Origin of the sequence: Vibrio sp. 10N.261.52.C11 (genome assembly GCF_041471405.1) — a bacterium.
Taxonomy (GTDB): Bacteria; Pseudomonadota; Gammaproteobacteria; order Enterobacterales; family Vibrionaceae; genus Vibrio; species Vibrio crassostreae_C.
On record NZ_JBFROI010000078.1, the window covers coordinates 1 to 15,810 of the forward strand.

The 15,810-nt window shown below is 41.5% G+C and carries 16 protein-coding genes; 8 read left to right on the plus strand and 8 right to left on the minus strand.

All coding sequences use genetic code 11. From position 1 onward, the window contains the following. Window positions 1-192 precede the first annotated feature (192 nt). Both AB4323_RS22260 and AB4323_RS22265 read right to left on the minus strand, forming a co-directional pair. Complete coding sequence (locus AB4323_RS22260; RefSeq protein ID WP_016798417.1) at window positions 193-819, minus strand: ABC transporter ATP-binding protein; 627 nt, start codon at window positions 817-819, stop codon at window positions 193-195. Then, window positions 816-1,592: an ABC transporter permease gene (locus tag AB4323_RS22265; protein ID WP_372153399.1), complete on the minus strand. Its 777-nt coding sequence runs from the start codon at window positions 1,590-1,592 to the stop codon at window positions 816-818. Before AB4323_RS22265 ends, AB4323_RS22260 begins: the two co-directional genes overlap by 4 nt. Before the next feature lie 862 nt (window positions 1,593-2,454). On the opposite strand from AB4323_RS22265, the gene AB4323_RS22270 reads away from it, so the two are divergent. From AB4323_RS22270 to AB4323_RS22290, 5 genes are all read left to right on the plus strand, one after another. Then, window positions 2,455-2,889: a rhodanese-like domain-containing protein gene (locus tag AB4323_RS22270; RefSeq protein ID WP_010433842.1), complete on the plus strand. Its 435-nt coding sequence runs from the start codon at window positions 2,455-2,457 to the stop codon at window positions 2,887-2,889. 106 nt (window positions 2,890-2,995) lie between these two features. Next, window positions 2,996-3,463, plus strand: a complete 468-nt coding sequence (gene secB / locus AB4323_RS22275; RefSeq protein ID WP_009847959.1) for a protein-export chaperone SecB — start codon at window positions 2,996-2,998, stop codon at window positions 3,461-3,463. 177 nt (window positions 3,464-3,640) lie between these two features. Then, complete coding sequence (gpsA, locus tag AB4323_RS22280) at window positions 3,641-4,687, plus strand: NAD(P)H-dependent glycerol-3-phosphate dehydrogenase (RefSeq protein ID WP_372153385.1); 1,047 nt, start codon at window positions 3,641-3,643, stop codon at window positions 4,685-4,687. Between the two features lie 47 nt (window positions 4,688-4,734). Next, window positions 4,735-5,556 carry a serine O-acetyltransferase gene (gene cysE / locus AB4323_RS22285; RefSeq protein ID WP_009847961.1) on the plus strand — a complete coding sequence of 274 codons (822 nt, stop codon included), beginning with the start codon at window positions 4,735-4,737 and terminating at the stop codon, window positions 5,554-5,556. Between the two features lie 83 nt (window positions 5,557-5,639). Further along, a complete protein-coding gene (locus AB4323_RS22290) occupies window positions 5,640-6,791 on the plus strand; it encodes a murein hydrolase activator EnvC (RefSeq protein ID WP_016797614.1) in 1,152 nt (383 codons plus the stop codon). A gap of 62 nt (window positions 6,792-6,853) precedes the next feature. Here the strand turns inward: AB4323_RS22290 and AB4323_RS22295 are convergent, their stop codons facing one another. The 6 genes from AB4323_RS22295 to AB4323_RS22320 form a co-directional block, all read right to left on the minus strand. Then, a complete protein-coding gene (locus tag AB4323_RS22295; protein WP_004733226.1) occupies window positions 6,854-7,492 on the minus strand; it encodes a TetR/AcrR family transcriptional regulator in 639 nt (212 codons plus the stop codon). A gap of 141 nt (window positions 7,493-7,633) precedes the next feature. Then, the gene (rfbC, locus tag AB4323_RS22300; RefSeq protein ID WP_372097603.1) at window positions 7,634-8,191 is read right to left on the minus strand and encodes a dTDP-4-dehydrorhamnose 3,5-epimerase; all 558 of its coding nucleotides are present in this window, start codon (window positions 8,189-8,191) and stop codon (window positions 7,634-7,636) included. A 4-nt stretch (window positions 8,192-8,195) separates the two neighbouring features. After that, window positions 8,196-9,077, minus strand: a complete 882-nt coding sequence (rfbD, locus tag AB4323_RS22305) for a dTDP-4-dehydrorhamnose reductase (protein WP_372097601.1) — start codon at window positions 9,075-9,077, stop codon at window positions 8,196-8,198. Beyond that, on the minus strand, window positions 9,077-9,964 hold the full coding sequence (rfbA, locus tag AB4323_RS22310; RefSeq protein WP_372153387.1) for a glucose-1-phosphate thymidylyltransferase RfbA: 888 nt from the start codon (window positions 9,962-9,964) through the stop codon (window positions 9,077-9,079). The genes rfbD and rfbA overlap by 1 nt, the downstream gene beginning before the upstream one ends. Continuing rightward, entirely contained in the window at window positions 9,964-11,058 is a 1,095-nt protein-coding gene (gene rfbB, locus AB4323_RS22315) for a dTDP-glucose 4,6-dehydratase (protein WP_372153389.1), read from the minus strand. Before rfbB ends, rfbA begins: the two co-directional genes overlap by 1 nt. 125 nt (window positions 11,059-11,183) lie before the next feature. Beyond that, entirely contained in the window at window positions 11,184-12,347 is a 1,164-nt protein-coding gene (locus AB4323_RS22320) for a nucleotide sugar dehydrogenase (RefSeq protein WP_372153391.1), read from the minus strand. 152 nt (window positions 12,348-12,499) lie between these two features. Between AB4323_RS22320 and rfaD the strand changes: the two genes are divergently transcribed. From rfaD to waaF, 3 genes are all read left to right on the plus strand, one after another. Next, window positions 12,500-13,441, plus strand: coding sequence for an ADP-glyceromanno-heptose 6-epimerase (rfaD, locus tag AB4323_RS22325; protein WP_372153393.1), 942 nt, complete (start codon window positions 12,500-12,502; stop codon window positions 13,439-13,441). 177 nt (window positions 13,442-13,618) lie between these two features. Then, the gene (lpxM, locus tag AB4323_RS22330) at window positions 13,619-14,617 is read left to right on the plus strand and encodes a lauroyl-Kdo(2)-lipid IV(A) myristoyltransferase (protein WP_372153395.1); all 999 of its coding nucleotides are present in this window, start codon (window positions 13,619-13,621) and stop codon (window positions 14,615-14,617) included. Continuing rightward, window positions 14,614-15,642 (plus strand): lipopolysaccharide heptosyltransferase II, encoded by a 1,029-nt coding sequence (gene waaF, locus AB4323_RS22335; RefSeq protein WP_372153397.1) that lies wholly within the window; start codon window positions 14,614-14,616, stop codon window positions 15,640-15,642. The genes lpxM and waaF overlap by 4 nt, the downstream gene beginning before the upstream one ends. Window positions 15,643-15,810: the final 168 nt, after the last annotated feature.

Below are 15,810 nucleotides of genomic sequence, written 5' to 3' on the forward strand. Positions count from 1 at the left end.
GATATATCCTGTCTTCTCTCTAAAATATCTTTCATATAATTTATTATATTTTTCTCTTCCTTTACTAGGTATTACTTTTTATAAAATTAATCATCAACACCTGAAAGTAGATAGTTAAATTGATTTTTAGTTTTTTAAATCCTTTTTAATATCCTCCGACAATCCGGGGAACCATCATTAATCAATCCGAATTTACAATTGAATAACTCTAGAACAAAGCTTTTCAACTTGCTTTTCATTATGAGAGACAAATAAAACTGTTTGGTTACCTTTCAGTTTATCTAACATCACACGCTCTGCCTTTTTGCGAAAATTGACATCACCAACACTCAACACTTCATCAATCATAAGTAAATCAACTTCAGACATCATTCCAGTAGAAAAGCCCAACCTTGATTTCATCCCTGAAGAATAAGTTTTCACTGGCTGTTCAAAAAATTTGCCCAGCTCCGAAAACTCTTTAATTTCTTCAATTAGAGACAAAGCTTCTTTCTTTGTTAGACCATTTAGCATGCAACTAATAACAGCATTATCCCTACCCGTAAGCTCAGGGCTAAAACCTAAACCTAAAGATAATAACGACTTCGTTGTCCCATCTGGCGAAATAATATGGCCATCATTGGGATAAAGAACTCCTGCAGCTAATTTAAGTAAAGTTGATTTACCTGCACCATTTGGCCCAACGATCCCAACAACTTCGCCTTTTCTTACTTTAAAAGAAACATTATCAAGAGCTTTGTGTGTGAAATATTTTAGAATCCCAACTCGTGATTTATATTCTAATGTAACATTTCTGAATTCTAATACTACGTTATTCATGAAAATAGACACCTAGTCAATTTATTGTTCCATTTTTTCAAAACAAGAACACTCAAAGATATTAAAGTAATAGCTAGGAAAACTGATGGTAGTAATATTATATAATCTATTATTACATTCCCAACAAGAGCCTCTCTAAAGCAATTAATAATGGCAGCCAATGGGTTAAATATTAAAATTAGATCTTTAGTTGCTTCGTTTTGTATTGTATTTATATCCCAAAAAATACCAGACGCAAACATCAGCCCTAATAACCCCATATTTATTAGGTTTGTGAAATCTTGAGCGATAGAAACCAGAATTGTAGTTACTAAGCTGACACCAACGATTAGTAGGTACATGACGCCAACTAAAGGGATAACTTGGAGCCAGTAAACTGATGGAAAATAACCATTGATGATTAAGACAAAAAACAACAATAGAAATGAAAGAACCGCCTTATACGTTGTCTCATGTATGCTCGCCATAGGAAATATCCATTTAGGTAACGAACGCTGAGCCAAGATACCTTTATTAAGGATCAATGAAGTTGATGCAGTCGTAACACTTTTTGAAAACCACAAATAGACTATTTTCCCAACAATCATGAAAGAAAAATAATCATCTCCTCCTCGTTGTAAAACATAGGAAAAAAGAAAATAAAAAAGTGAAACAAATAGCAAAGGTTCAAGTAACCACCACGCATAACTTAATGCAAGTTTATTTGCTTGTGATTTCATTCGCATTTTTGCCAATACATCGACTAAGGAAATGTATCTTCTTATAGTAACCATTTTAGACACGTTTAAACTTTACTCATATTTGTTAATTGATTTGCATTACCACTTTGGGTAGTGCTTCCTAATATATACTTAAATTCTTATTTTCTTAAGTATTCGATTCAAAGTTAAGGGCCGAAGAAACCTACCGTTGTAGAGAAAAATTGCGGCAAAAATCGTTATATTGACACAACGGCCCCTCTCTACTTGAATGTGTTCTCAGGATGATATGAACTTGCACTCCTAATTACTACGAAGTTAACTTCCCAGCCAAACAACACATCCACAGGTTAACTACTAACAATTTGATGTGCAGCCTAATCTTGTCCATTTAGACAGAGAAACAATCGAATTTTTTCATCTTGCTTTATCTTAACACTGTAATTCCGTCACAATTTTTCCCATTACTTTAGGCTCTTATCCCTGAGCTCATCACGAAACTAGGACACTGTTCTTTGATGTAATCAAACTCTTCACACGACACTGTTAATTGTCAAATCGAAACTATGTACAAAATACTTACTTGATACTGCATCATTGAATTGCGAAATTCGACAGCGACTATAGGAGGCCATTTCCAATGTTGAATCTCCATTTTCACAATTTATACACCACAACTCAACAGTTAATATGACTACCAAGCCAACAGATTGTACTTAAATCAGGAATGCTACCGCCCATTAGTATTAAGCGAAACTACACTACGCAATTGAAAAGTTAGATGGCCATCGGTAAATCCGTTTATTATCTCATTTCACTCATCGAGTGGCAAATCAACAACACCTAATACGGACACTTGATCTATACACCAAACCCCAAAACTCGCTATACTCCTGACCTATAGTTTTTCGCCCAATAACGAATAAGAGTTCAAAATATGCAAGAGTTAGTTCCATTTGTTCAAGAGAATATGATTTTAGCCATCGTATGGATCGGCTTGGTTGTTGCCATCATTGCGAACGTTATTAAGACATCAAACGCAGCTTATAAAGAGATCACGGCAGCGCAAACCACACACATGATTAACCGTGAAAACGGTGTTGTGGTTGATATTCGTACTAAGGATGAGTTCAAGAAAGGCCATATTACTGACGCAGTTCACATTTTACCGTCAGATATCAAAGCAAATAACTTTGGTAGCCTTGAAAGTCACAAAGCAGACCCAATCATCGTAGTATGCAAGACGGGTCAAACCGCTCAAGAAAGCGCGAACTTGCTGGTTAAAGCAGGTTTTGAAAACGTAAGCGTGCTGAAAAGCGGCTTAGTGGCTTGGAGCGAAGCTAACCTTCCTTTAGTTAAAGGTAAGAAATAGGTTAAAGGTAAAAAATAAGCTGACCGAGTAAAACGATATTACTTTAGGGCTTTGTTCGACTGATATGATGAACAGAGCCTAATTATAAATTTTTAAGGACAAGAAAATGGCTGAAGCAGCACAACAAGACGCACAACAAAACTTCGCAATCCAACGTATCTTCCTAAAAGACGTATCTTTCGAAGCGCCAAACTCTCCAGACATGTTTCAAAAAGAGTGGAACCCAGATGTAAAACTGGATCTAGACACTCAAAGCCGTGAACTTGGCGAAGGTGTTTACGAAGTCATCCTACGTCTAACGGTTACGGTTAAGAACGCAGAAGACACTGCATTCCTTTGTGAAGTTCAACAAGGCGGTATCTTCTCTGCTAGCGAAATGGAAGCTGGCCAACTGGCTCATTGCCTAGGTGCATTCTGCCCGAACATCCTGTTCCCATACGCTCGTGAAACGATTTCTAGCCTAGTGGTTAAAGGTACGTTCCCACAACTGAACCTAGCACCTGTAAACTTCGATGCTTTGTTCATGAACTACCTACAGAACCAAGCTCAACAAGCTGAAGGCGAGCAGGCTTAAGTCTCAAAGTAGAACTTAACTCTAACGATTCAAGCGCTAGTTCGCTTTTAAATGCACATCGCAGCTTCTGCGATGTGCATTTTTTATTTACACTGTACTTTGGTAGAGCGCTTTTTCTTCTTAGTAAAGGGTTTCTCCAAAACTCTTCGATTTCCCTCATTATTTTTAGGTGGAAGCATGACAGACACAACTCGCCCGACTAACACGGCAGACGCTTACGGTAAAGACATTGCGATGACAGTGATAGGCGCCGGTTCTTACGGAACCTCTTTAGCTATATCTCTAGCGCGTAACGGTGCCAATGTTGTTCTTTGGGGACACGACCCTGTTCATATGGCTCGCCTTGAATCTGAGCGCGCTAATAATGAGTTTCTACCAAATATAGAATTCCCAGAAAGCCTGATCATTGAATCAGACTTAGAAAAAGCAGTGACTTCAAGCCGAGACCTTTTACTTGTAGTCCCGAGCCACGTATTTGGCGTTGTGCTTAATAGCGTTAAACCTTACTTAGCCTCAGACTCTCGCATCTGTTGGGCGACCAAAGGCTTAGAGCCAGAGACAGGACGCCTGCTTAAAGATGTCGCGCACGATGTGCTGGGTGATGGCTACTCTTTAGCGGTTCTATCCGGGCCGACCTTCGCCAAAGAGTTAGCGATGGGCATGCCAACGGCTATCTCTGTCGCTTCACCAGATGAAGTATTCTTAGAAGAGCTGCAAGAGAAGATCCACTGCGGTAAAACATTCCGCGTATACGCAAACTCTGATTTCATCGGTATGCAACTTGGCGGCGCGGTGAAAAATGTTATCGCAATTGGCGCAGGCATGTCGGATGGCATTGGTTTTGGTGCCAATGCTCGTACTGCACTGATCACGCGTGGCTTAGCTGAAATGAGTCGCTTAGGTGCTGCACTGGGTGCACAACCAGAAACCTTCATGGGCATGGCAGGGTTGGGTGACTTAGTACTAACCTGTACTGATAACCAATCGCGTAACCGTCGCTTCGGTTTAGCGTTAGGTTCCGGTAAAGATGTTGATACTGCACAAGAAGAAATTGGCCAGGTGGTAGAAGGCTATCGCAACACTAAAGAAGTTTGGTTACTATCAGAACGTATGGGCGTTGAGATGCCAATTGTTGAACAAATTTACCAAGTGCTGTATCAAGGAAAGGATGCACACTTAGCTGCGCAAGATCTGCTTGCTCGAGACAAGAAGTCAGAGCGATAACATCGCTTATTAAGTCGTGGAATGAAATAGATAAAATGGATGGAAAAATGAAACACTGTGAACAGCAAAAGGTTTGGCAATGCATTGTGAAGGAAGCTCGACAGCAGTCAGAGCAAGAACCTATGCTTGCGAGTTTTTACCATGCCACCATTATCAACCACGAAAGCTTAGGCGCTGCATTAAGTTATATCCTAGCCAACAAGCTAAAGACGGCTTCAATGCCCGCAATGGCGGTGCGTGAGGTGGTTGAACAAGCATTCAAGCAAGATCAATCGATTATTGATGCGGCTGCTTGTGATATCTGCGCGACGGTAAATCGAGATCCTGCGGTCGAGATGTACTCGATGCCTCTGCTTTATCTGAAAGGCTACCACGCTTTGCAAGGTTACCGAGTGGCTAACTGGCTATGGAAGCAAGGGCGTATTGCGCTTGCTACTTACCTACAGAACCAAATTTCGGTTGCTTGCCAAGTGGATATTCACCCAGCCGCTCGTATCGGTAAAGCGATCATGCTCGACCACGCCACTGGTATCGTGATTGGTGAAACTGCTGTCGTCGAAAATGATGTATCGATCCTTCAAGACGTGACTTTAGGTGGTACGGGTAAAGAAGGTGGCGATCGTCACCCTAAAATCCGAGAAGGTGTAATGATCGGTGCCGGCGCTAAAATACTTGGCAATATTGAAGTGGGTGAAGGCGCGAAAATTGGTTCTTGCTCTGTGGTTCTTCAAGCCGTTCCGCCTCATACGACTGTCGCTGGTGTTCCTGCAAAAATTGTTGGAAAGCCGAAAACTGATAAGCCATCTTTAGACATGGATCAGGGGTTTAACGGTCGCTCTCAGAACTTCATCCATGGTGATGGGATTTAAGAGCAGATTCGGGATCCGACGAATAGCCGATAGCCGAGATGCGAAAAGACTCGCAGCAGATGCTGATTATTAATAAGAGCAAAATGACGATAATGATGAAACCCGTTCAATCAATGAGCACTGTTCTTTTGATATCTGCCAGCCTTGGTGTTGCTCTTTTGTCTTCATCATCATTTGCTGCATCTCAAGGTGAACTGAAAGGCGTATCAAGCGAAATCTCTCGTCAACAGAAAGCGCTCTCTTCCCAGCAAAAGAAACTCGATAGCCTACAGGCAAACCTCAAGAAGCAGGAGCTGTCCATCGCTTCACTTGAAAAAGCGATTCTAGACAGTAAAAAGCAGCTCAATACTGCTAATGCTAATATTGCTAATTTAGACACAAAGATTAAAGCGCTCACTGCACAGAAAAAAGTCCAGACAGACAAGTTAGAGCAGCTCATTCAGACTTACTACATGACGAGTCGAGCTAAGGCTTCTTCTCACATTCTCAACACCGGTGTAGAAGAAGATCGCATCAGTCATTATTACCAGCACCTTGCCAAAGCTCGCTCCGCAACCATTAAAACGATTGAACAGACGCAACTTGAATTAGAAGAAAGCCACAAACAGCGTCAACTCGAGCAAGAACAAATCGCAACATTGTTAAAACAGCAAACCACCAAGCGTGACAAGTTGTCTCAGACTCAAACACAACGTAAGAAAACCGTTGGCAGTATTAAGAAGAATATTTCTGGCGACAAAAATTACTTGGCTGAACTTCAGCGAAATGAAACTCGCCTGAAAGCTGAAATAGCAAAAGCAGAAAAAGCGGCTCGAGAACGACGTAATGCCGTCCCGATGGATGGCCTAGCAAAACGTAAAGGTAAGCTACCTTGGCCGATCAAAGATAAAGTTCTACATAACTACGGTTCACGTCAAACGGGGCAAATTAACTGGAAAGGCATGGTGATCAACGCCAAGTACGGTCAGCAGGTTAAATCCGTTTACTCAGGTACGGTGGTATTTGCCGAGTATCTGCGAGGCTATGGTTTAGTGGTTCTTCTCGATCATGGTAAAGGTGATATGACGCTCTATGGCTTTAACCAAGCACTACTGAAGAAAGAAGGTGACAAGGTTAAAGCGGGTGAAGCCATCGCGCTTGCAGGTGACACTGGCGGCCAAACACGCCCATCATTGTACTTTGAAATTCGTAGAAACAGCCAAGCTCAGAATCCAAAGAGTTGGTTGGTTAGGTAAAGAGCAGATACGGGATGCGAGTATCTTTCTTCGAATCCCGTATACCGCTTACTCGTCTCTTTCTATTTAGAGTTCAACGCCCTTACACCATCTTCCAATAATGTCAGCTGCTCAAAACCTTGAGCTGTCGCAATCGGTTTAACCGTCGCGATCATCTGCAGCATTCCTTGATGAACCACTTGCTCGGTAATTTGAGCTTTTGGAGACATCGCAGATTGATACGCCAACCAACCTGATGCAATCAAGTGAAGAGACGTCACCATCGATTTCATTTCCGTATCCGTTGCTTTGAGCAGGTTCAACTCAACGAAGGCTCGCATGATATCGACAAGATTCGTTTGCAGCTTTTCTTGTACGGCCATGTAATCAAGGTGGAGTTTTTCATCACGTGACAATATTTCAGGTAAGTTCGCATAGAAGAATCGGTACTTCCACATCAACGTGAAGATAGAATCTAAGTAGCGCTTTAGTAGCGTCAGGCTTTCTTGTTGGCCTTGAATCGGTGTGAACCTTTCAAGTAACTCTGTCGAATAGAGAGTAAAGATGTCACGGACAATTTCTTGCTTGTTGCGGAAATGGTAGTAGAGGTTACCAGGGCTAATCTCGATATGCTCAGCAATATGATTGGTCGTAATACTACGCTCACCGTGCTCATTAAAAAGCTCTAGAGCAGCGTAAACAATCTTGTCACGTGTTTTCATTAGTTATTAGTATCCCTATCCGTTTAGTGGTTCAGTATATCGCCACTAAGCGGATAGATCGAGCTGATAACATCTGGTCGAATTAGCTCTGACGAAAATAGAGTGGAATCAATCGTCCCTCAAATTAGCTAGGTCTATTGATTACAATTTAGATTTTAGAGCCTGTGAAAAAGAGATCGCACATTGATCTTTCTCCGATAGCTGAATAGATTGCTCTTGAGTCAAAGGCCACTCAACACCCAGTTCCGGGTCATTCCAGGCAATTGAGATTTCCGCAGTAGGGTTATAAAAGTCCGTACATTTATAAACAAATTCAGCCATATCGCTCATAACATAAAAACCATGAGCAAAACCTTCAGGCACCCATAATTGACGCTTATTTTCAGCAGAAAGGAACTCCCCAACCCATTGACCAAAGGTCGCAGAGTCTTTTCGAATGTCAACAGCAACATCAAACACCTCTCCCGAAATAACCCGAACCAATTTACCTTGGGTGTTTTCAGTTTGGTAATGTAAACCGCGTAGAGTACCCTTCTTAGACTTAGAATGATTATCTTGTACAAATTGTGTTGATTTACCTGTGACTAACTCTTCAAATTGTTTTTTGTTCCACGTTTCCATGAAAAAACCGCGCTCGTCACCAAACACTTTGGGCTCTATAATTTTCACATCAGCTATGCGGGTATCTATTACTTTCATTATTTTATCCTGCGTACGCTTTAATATTGCTTAATGCCGCCTTCCAGTCACTAGGCTCGACCGCGAGAAGAGTCATAATTTTCTCTGTACTCAACTTAGAATTGATTGGACGCTTTACTGGCGTGAGATATTGTTCGGTAGCAATAGTCGAGAGGCTCGGTTTACTTGCGATAACACCTTGCTCGACTGCAACATTGAAAATAGCCTCAGCAAATTCAAACCAACTCACATGCGGCAGCCCCGAATAGTGATAAACACCATACTCCACCACATCACCTTGATTGATGAAGTTCGCGATTTTTATCAAGGTACTTGCTATATCGCCTGCATATGTAGGTCCACCAAACTGGTCACCCACGATACTCAATGTATCTCGGTTTTCACCTAAGCGAAGCATGGTCTTAACGAAATTATTGCCATCCTCACCAAACACCCAAGCAGTGCGAAGGATGATATGTTTATCACACGCTTCGGTAACAGCCATTTCACCGGCTAGTTTACTTTTACCGTAAACACCTTGTGGGTTTGTGATATCACTCTCTAGATACTCTCCGACTTTATTACCTTCAAAGACATAGTCCGTCGAAATGTGTAGAATCGCGGCCCCTAGGTTTTGCGCTGCTTGTGCTAAGAACTTGGGACCATCACGATTGATCGCATAAGAAAGCTCTACTTCTTCTTCAGCTTTATCAACCGCAGTATGCGCCGCTGCATTGATAATAATAGTAGGTTGAAATTCGCTAACAACGGCATTAACAGACTCTTGGCTCGTAATATCAAGGTGCTCTCTATCAAGCGCTAATACCAATGTATTCTCATTGTTAGCCAGTTGTTTAGTTAGACAAGAGCCAACTTGACCATGACAGCCAGTAATTAGTACGCGCATTAAGCTTTTGCCTTCTTTTGAATATCCATGACTAAACGAGTCAAATACTGACCGTATTCATTTTTCATCATCGGTTTAGCAAGCATTAACATTTGTTCATCAGTTAACCAACCATTACGCCAAGCTATCTCTTCTAAACAAGCAACCTTTAGCCCTTGTACATTTTCAATAGTTTGAACAAAAGATGAAGCCTCATGAAGGCTTTCATGAGTACCAGTGTCTAACCAGGCAAAACCACGGCCTAATAGTTCCACATTCAGAGAACCATCATTTAGATACATTTCATTGAGAGTGGTAATTTCCAACTCACCTCGAAGAGATGGCTTCACTTGTTTTGCCAGTTCTACAACTCGATTATCGTAGAAATACAAACCAGTTACCGCATAGTTTGATTTTGGTATTTCAGGTTTTTCTTCAATCGAAACGGCTTTCATTTTTTCGTCAAATTCAACTACGCCAAAACGCTCAGGATCTTTGACTTGATAGCCAAAAACAGTAGCACCAGACTCTTTTGAAGCGGCATTCTGTAGCGTTCTAGAAAAAGACTGACCGTAAAAGATATTATCCCCCAACACCAAACAAACACTATCATCACCAATAAACTCTTCACCAATGATAAAAGCTTGCGCTAAACCATCCGGGCTTGGTTGAATTGCATACTCAAGGTTGATGCCAAAATCTGAACCATCACCAAGTAGGCGTTGAAAACCAGCGTTATCTTCAGGAGTCGTGATAATCAAAATATCTTTGATGCCAGCTAGCATTAACGTCGAGATTGGGTAAAAAACCATCGGCTTATCGTAAATGGGCAAAAGCTGTTTTGATACGCCGCGAGTGAGTGGATATAAACGCGTGCCTGAACCTCCAGCAAGAACTATCCCTTTCATTACTTATCAACCTTACCATTTACAACTAAATCTGAAGAAACACCTAAGCGTTCACCAGCGTAAGAGCCATCTAATACGCGTGACCACCATTGTTTACTATCTAAGTACCACTCGACCGTTTTACGAATACCTGATTCGAAAGTCTCTTCTGGCTTCCAACCCAATTCACGTTCAATCTTTGACGCATCGATTGCATAACGTAGATCATGCCCAGGTCTATCAGTGACATAAGTAACTAAGTCAAGGTACTTGCCCACCCCTTCTGGCTTATTTGGCACCAACTCTTCAAGTAATGAGCAGATCGTTTTGACAACATCAATGTTTGCTTTTTCATTGTGACCACCAATGTTATAGGTTTCACCTACCTCACCTTCAGTGACCACTTTGTACAACGCTCGTGCATGATCTTCAACAAACAGCCAATCACGAATTTGCATACCATTGCCATACACTGGAAGAGGTTTTCCATCGAGAGCATTCAAGATCATCAATGGAATTAATTTCTCAGGGAAGTGGTAAGGGCCGTAGTTATTTGAACAATTAGTTACAACGGTTGGTAAACCATAGGTGCGTAGCCAAGCTCGGACGAGATGATCAGAAGAAGCTTTCGAAGCGGAGTATGGGCTTGATGGCTCATACGACGTCGTCTCGGTAAACAAGTCATCCGTGCCTTCTAAATCGCCATAGACTTCGTCAGTAGAGATATGGTGGAAACGAAAAGTGGCTTTATCACTTTCAGAAAGCTCATTCCAATAAGCTCTAGTCGCTTCAAGTAATGTATATGTACCAACAATATTAGTTTCGATAAATACAGCTGGGCCGTCAATCGAACGGTCAACATGAGATTCAGCGGCCAAGTGCATTACTGCATCGGGCTTATGCTGCTCAAAAATACGGTCTAGCTCAGTACGGTTACAAATATCCACCGCTTCAAACGCATATCGTTGATTCGAATCAACATCAATAAGGGATTCTAAGTTACCTGCATAAGTAAGCTTATCAACGTTCACGACGCTATCTGACTTATTGCTTATAATATGACGAATGACAGCTGAACCTATAAAACCAGCACCGCCTGTAATTAATATCTTCATAAAAACCTAAAATTAAAAATTAAACAATTTGTATATGTCAGTGCTAGCTTTATAAAAAACACGATCATCAATGTACAATTCGAAAAATGAATAAACCTGTTAACATTAGTTAAAGTAGCGCAGAATCAGTCACTGCCAAACAAGTCTCGTGTGTACACCTTATCTGCAACGTCTGCGATTTCTTCTACCATTCTGTTTGATACAATCACATCTGATACAGCTTTGAACTCTTCGAGATCAGAATAAACCTTCGAGTTAAAGAAATGCTCTTCTTCTAACACGGGTTCGAACACGACCACTTCTATGCCTTTTGCTTTCAAACGCTTCATGATGCCTTGAATCGACGACGCACGGAAGTTGTCCGAGCCGGATTTCATGATCAAGCGATAGATACCGACAATTTTAGGCGAGCGCTTAATAATTGAATCCGCAATGAAGTCCTTACGAGTGCGGTTAGCATCGACAATGGCACCCACAATGTTGTTAGGTACATCTTGGTAATTCGCCAACAGTTGCTTGGTGTCTTTCGGTAAGCAGTAACCACCGTACCCAAATGAAGGGTTGTTATAGTGATTACCAATACGAGGGTCTAAACCCACACCTTCGATGATCTGACGAGAATCCAAACCATGCGCTTCGGCGTAAGAATCGAGCTCATTGAAATAAGAAACACGCATCGCCAAGTAGGTATTTGAGAAGAGCTTTACTGCTTCCGCTTCTGTGGAGTGAGTAAACAGTACGTCGATATTCTCTTTTTCTGCGCCTTCAACAAGAAGGTTTGCAAACACTTTCGCTCGCTCAGAACACTCACCAACAATAATGCGTGATGGGTGTAGGTTGTCGTACAGGGCTTTGCCTTCACGTAAAAATTCTGGCGAGAACATAATGTTTTCACAGTTTAAATCTTGCTTAACACGCTCAGTATAACCAACAGGTACCGTTGATTTGATCACCATGACGGCATTCGGATTAACCATCATTACGTCACGAATCACCGACTCTACAGAACTGGTATTAAAGTAGTTCGTTTTAGGGTCATAGTCGGTTGGTGTAGCGATAATAACGAACTCTGCATCTTGATACGCTTGCTTATCGGTTGTGGCTTGAAAACTCAAAGCACGATTAGCCAAAAACTCTTCAATCTCAACATCCATGATTGGCGATTGCTTGTTGTTCAACATCGATACCTTTTCTTCGACGATATCAACTGCAACAACATCATGATTCTGCGCTAACAACATCGCATTGGATAAACCTACATAACCGGTACCCGCAACTGCAATTTTCATGATAATACCTATAATTTCGAGTGCTTACTGCGCACTTACCTAAGACTAATCTGCTCATATCATACTCCGCTTAAGGAATTATTCCACTAGCCCGTCTTTGTCATTCCTTGCTATACTCTCGGTAGTTTTATATTCAAAAGAGTAGGAAAAATATGATTATCGTAACTGGTGGTGCTGGCATGATCGGCAGCAATATTGTGAAAGCACTCAATGACGCAGGCCACAACGATATTCTAGTTGTCGACAACCTCAAGAACGGTAAAAAGTTCAAGAACCTTGTAGACCTAGACATCACTGACTACATGGATCGCGATGATTTTCTAACTCAGGTTATGGCTGGCGATGATTTCGGCCCTATTGAAGCTATTTTCCATGAAGGTGCTTGTTCGGCAACGACCGAGTGGGATGGTAAATACATGATGCTCAACAACTATGAGTACTCAAAAGAGTTACTGCATTACTGTATTGAGCGTGAAATCCCCTTCCTATATGCCTCTTCAGCTGCCACTTACGGTGAGACAGAGACTTTCATCGAAGAGAAAGAGTATGAAGGCGCATTAAATGTCTACGGTTACTCTAAACAACAATTTGATAACTACGTTCGTCGCCTAACCGCGGATGCTGTAGCGCATAATGAGACGTTACCTCAAATTACTGGTTTCCGTTACTTCAATGTTTACGGTCCACGTGAAGATCACAAAGGTAGCATGGCCTCTGTTGCTTTCCATCTAAACAACCAAATGAACGCTGGTGAGAACCCTAAACTGTTCGCAGGTAGCGAAAAATTCCAGCGTGATTTTGTGTATGTCGGTGATGTTGCAGCAGTAAACCTGTGGTTCTTAGAAAATGGTGTTTCTGGCATCTTTAACCTAGGCACCGGCAATGCTGAGTCTTTTGACGAAGTTGCCAAAGCGGTAATTAAGCACCACGGTAAAGGTGAAATCGAAACGATTCCTTTCCCTGAGCATTTAAAAGGCGCTTACCAAGAGTTTACTCAAGCTGACCTTACGAAACTTCGAGCAGCAGGCTGTGATGTGGTATTTAAAACCGTAGCGCAAGGCGTTGCTCAATACATGCAAATTGTAAATAAGTAGTATCAGATTGCACTTAGAGCGCGGGGTACAACTCCCCCCCCGCCCTCCTGACGTCTAATCCCAAGCAAAGCAAAATTTAGATTAGTGCTGCAAGCAATTACTCTATATCTCCCTCGAATGCAATAAAGTGCAAAGTGATATAGAAAGCTAAGTAAATTTTAAGGTTAGTGATTTTAAATGACAAATCAACGTAATGACTTTGATTCAAAAGCTTACAACCCTAGTTTTCGATGGGCCTTCCTAGCTCCTAAGCTATGGGGGACATGGTTAGCAGTTATATTTGCGCTTCCAGTCGCCCTTCTCCCGCTGCGTTTTCATCAATGGGTAGCGCATATTATCGCTTTAAAACTATCTAAATCTCAGAAAGGCCCAGCTCATAGAGCGCGGGTTAATTTTGAGCTATGCTTTCCCAACCTCAGTTTTCAAGAGCGCGAGCAATTAATTTATAAGACACTATACACTGCTAGTGTCTTTGTACTTCGCTTTAGCTTACTTACCTTAAAATCAAAATTTTGGTTACAAGAGCAGTGTGAATTCGTTGGCAAAGAAAACCTAACCAAGCACACTAATAACGGTGAAAATGTCATATTATTAGTCCCACACTCATGGGCTATTGATATTCCCGCAGTAATGCTTGCTTCAATGGGCCTCCCTGTCTCTGCAATGGCAAAGAAGCAAAAGAACCCGGTCTCTGATTGGCTTATGCATCGTCAAAGAGTTCAATATGGTGGTCGTGTGTATGAACGCTCTGGTGGAATAAAGCCATTTATCAAATCGGTAAAAGATGGCTATTTGGGGTATTACCTACCAGATCAAGACCATGGAGCGGAACTCAGTGAGTTCGTTAGCTTTTTTGAGACAACGAAAGCTACCCTACCTGGACTGAGTAAACTGGCTAAGCTATCTAGAGCTAAAATAGTTCCTCTTTTTGCATCAATAAACCCTGAAACAGGAAAGTATTCATTAGAAATCTTGCCAGCACTGGAGTTGCAAAATGAAGACCAAGCTGACGCTCGAGCTATGAACGAAGCGATTGAGACCTTTGTGAGCCCCAAACCAGAACAATACATGTGGGTACTTAACTTTTTATATAGTCAGCAAGATGGCTTAAATTATTACAATGTATTCAAAAGTAAATATAAATCTGAATGGACAAAATTAGGAATCCAAGAGTGAGTAGAATACTAATTATTGGACCATCATGGGTCGGTGACATGGTTATGTCACAAACTCTATACATGACACTAAAACAACAAAATCCTGATGCGCTTATCGATGTTATCGCTCCCAGCTGGTGTAAACCCATACTTGAGCGTATGCCAGAGGTCCATCAAGCGATCGAAATGCCGATTGGCCATGGTGCATTTGATTTATTTGGTCGCCGAGAGATAGGTAAATCACTGCGGGAAAACCAGTATGATCACGCCTATATTTTACCGAAATCAGCCAAGTCAGCCCTCATCCCTTGGTTCGCAAACATTCCTATCCGTACTGGATGGAAAGGTGAAATGCGTTATGGTTTATTGAATGATCTACGCTCAAACATGAAATCTTTTCAATTCATGGTTGAGCGCTACGTAGCTTTGGCGCATTCAAAACCTGCCATGATTAACTCTTCTTCTTTGGGGGGCTTAGACAACCTACCTCACCCGAGTCTACTTATTGATGAAGACAAACAAAGCAAAACAATCTCCAAGTTCAACCTAGATAATAGCTACTCAATTATTGGCTTATGCCCAGGGGCAGAATTCGGACCAGCCAAAAAGTGGCCTGAGAGTCACTACGCAGAAGTTGCAACATCCATGAGCCGAGCTGGTAAGAAAATTTGGTTATTTGGTTCACAGAAAGACCTAGATACTTGCAATAATATTAAGGCGCAAGTTCCGAAAGAGCTGCAATCTCATATCCACGTTTTAGCAGGCCAAACAAGTTTAATTGAAGCGCTAGATTTATTAGGTGCATGCGACACTGTCGTAGCCAACGACTCAGGTCTAATGCACGTTGCTGCTGCGGTGGGCTGTAGTGTAGTTGCAATATATGGCTCTACATCACCAAAATACACACCGCCTTTAGCTAAGAAGGTCGATATTGTACACACCGATATCGAATGCCGCCCTTGCTTTAAACGACAATGCCCACTAGGACACCTAAAGTGCCTTAACGATTTGTCTCCAGATATGGTTATTTCTAAAATAAAATGAAAACTATTTCAAAAAAAGAATCTGTTATTTTATTTATTATTTCACTACCTGTTTATTTTTCTTTTTCAGGATTATTTTTATACGTAAACGCCCCTAAAAACCTTCAAGCCATTATAGTTATCTCATTGTTATTTTCAATTTATCATTTTGGAATTGATCATATTAAAC

Coding starts and splice junctions, on each gene's coding strand:
- AB4323_RS22260 (WP_016798417.1), bottom strand. CDS start 819: ATGAATAACGTAGTATTAGAATTCAGAAATGTTACATTAGAATATAAA.
- AB4323_RS22265 (WP_372153399.1), bottom strand. CDS start 1,592: ATGGTTACTATAAGAAGATACATTTCCTTAGTCGATGTATTGGCAAAA.
- AB4323_RS22270 (WP_010433842.1), top strand. CDS start 2,455: ATGCAAGAGTTAGTTCCATTTGTTCAAGAGAATATGATTTTAGCCATC.
- secB (WP_009847959.1), top strand. CDS start 2,996: ATGGCTGAAGCAGCACAACAAGACGCACAACAAAACTTCGCAATCCAA.
- gpsA (WP_372153385.1), top strand. CDS start 3,641: ATGACAGACACAACTCGCCCGACTAACACGGCAGACGCTTACGGTAAA.
- cysE (WP_009847961.1), top strand. CDS start 4,735: ATGAAACACTGTGAACAGCAAAAGGTTTGGCAATGCATTGTGAAGGAA.
- AB4323_RS22290 (WP_016797614.1), top strand. CDS start 5,640: ATGACGATAATGATGAAACCCGTTCAATCAATGAGCACTGTTCTTTTG.
- AB4323_RS22295 (WP_004733226.1), bottom strand. CDS start 7,492: ATGAAAACACGTGACAAGATTGTTTACGCTGCTCTAGAGCTTTTTAAT.
- rfbC (WP_372097603.1), bottom strand. CDS start 8,191: ATGAAAGTAATAGATACCCGCATAGCTGATGTGAAAATTATAGAGCCC.
- rfbD (WP_372097601.1), bottom strand. CDS start 9,077: ATGCGCGTACTAATTACTGGCTGTCATGGTCAAGTTGGCTCTTGTCTA.
- rfbA (WP_372153387.1), bottom strand. CDS start 9,964: ATGAAAGGGATAGTTCTTGCTGGAGGTTCAGGCACGCGTTTATATCCA.
- rfbB (WP_372153389.1), bottom strand. CDS start 11,058: ATGAAGATATTAATTACAGGCGGTGCTGGTTTTATAGGTTCAGCTGTC.
- AB4323_RS22320 (WP_372153391.1), bottom strand. CDS start 12,347: ATGAAAATTGCAGTTGCGGGTACCGGTTATGTAGGTTTATCCAATGCG.
- rfaD (WP_372153393.1), top strand. CDS start 12,500: ATGATTATCGTAACTGGTGGTGCTGGCATGATCGGCAGCAATATTGTG.
- lpxM (WP_372153395.1), top strand. CDS start 13,619: ATGACAAATCAACGTAATGACTTTGATTCAAAAGCTTACAACCCTAGT.